Origin of the sequence: Pseudomonas sp. 10C3 (assembly GCF_036346185.1) — a bacterium.
Classification (GTDB): Bacteria; Pseudomonadota; Gammaproteobacteria; order Pseudomonadales; family Pseudomonadaceae; genus Aquipseudomonas.
The window spans coordinates 1-378 of sequence record NZ_JASJVE010000083.1; the positions used below are offsets into that span (position 1 = coordinate 1).

The window sequence follows — 378 nt, forward strand, 5'->3', positions numbered from 1 at the left end:
GGGGACGAAACAGACTTCACGGCGTTGGCGGTTGAAGCGGGTAGGGACGAGGGTTTCGTATTTTGCGAGGTGGTTGAGGGAGATTATAAGGAACATCAGAAGAACAGCGCCGCCGCCCCAAGCACCTATTTGCAAGCCGGAAGGAAGAAAGTCCAAAACAACTGCTCCAGCCTCTTCTAAGCTACGTCCCAGTCCAAGGTCCATTAAACCGAAGGTCGCAGGGCCAACGAACGCGGTCAGGCAAAAGCAAGCAAACGGTCCTCCTAGCGTCATCTGCCAACCAAATACAGCAGGCAATCCGAGCCCAAAATCCATGTGGGCGTCGCTCACCTCACCTACCGCATTTCCATAGTCCTGAGCCGGCATATCGGTAGGCAA

At 54.8% G+C, this 378-nt stretch carries 1 pseudogene; it reads right to left on the reverse strand.

The features are described from left to right. A pseudogene (locus QN399_RS26200) lies at positions 1–378 on the reverse strand (hypothetical protein); the annotation flags it as partial.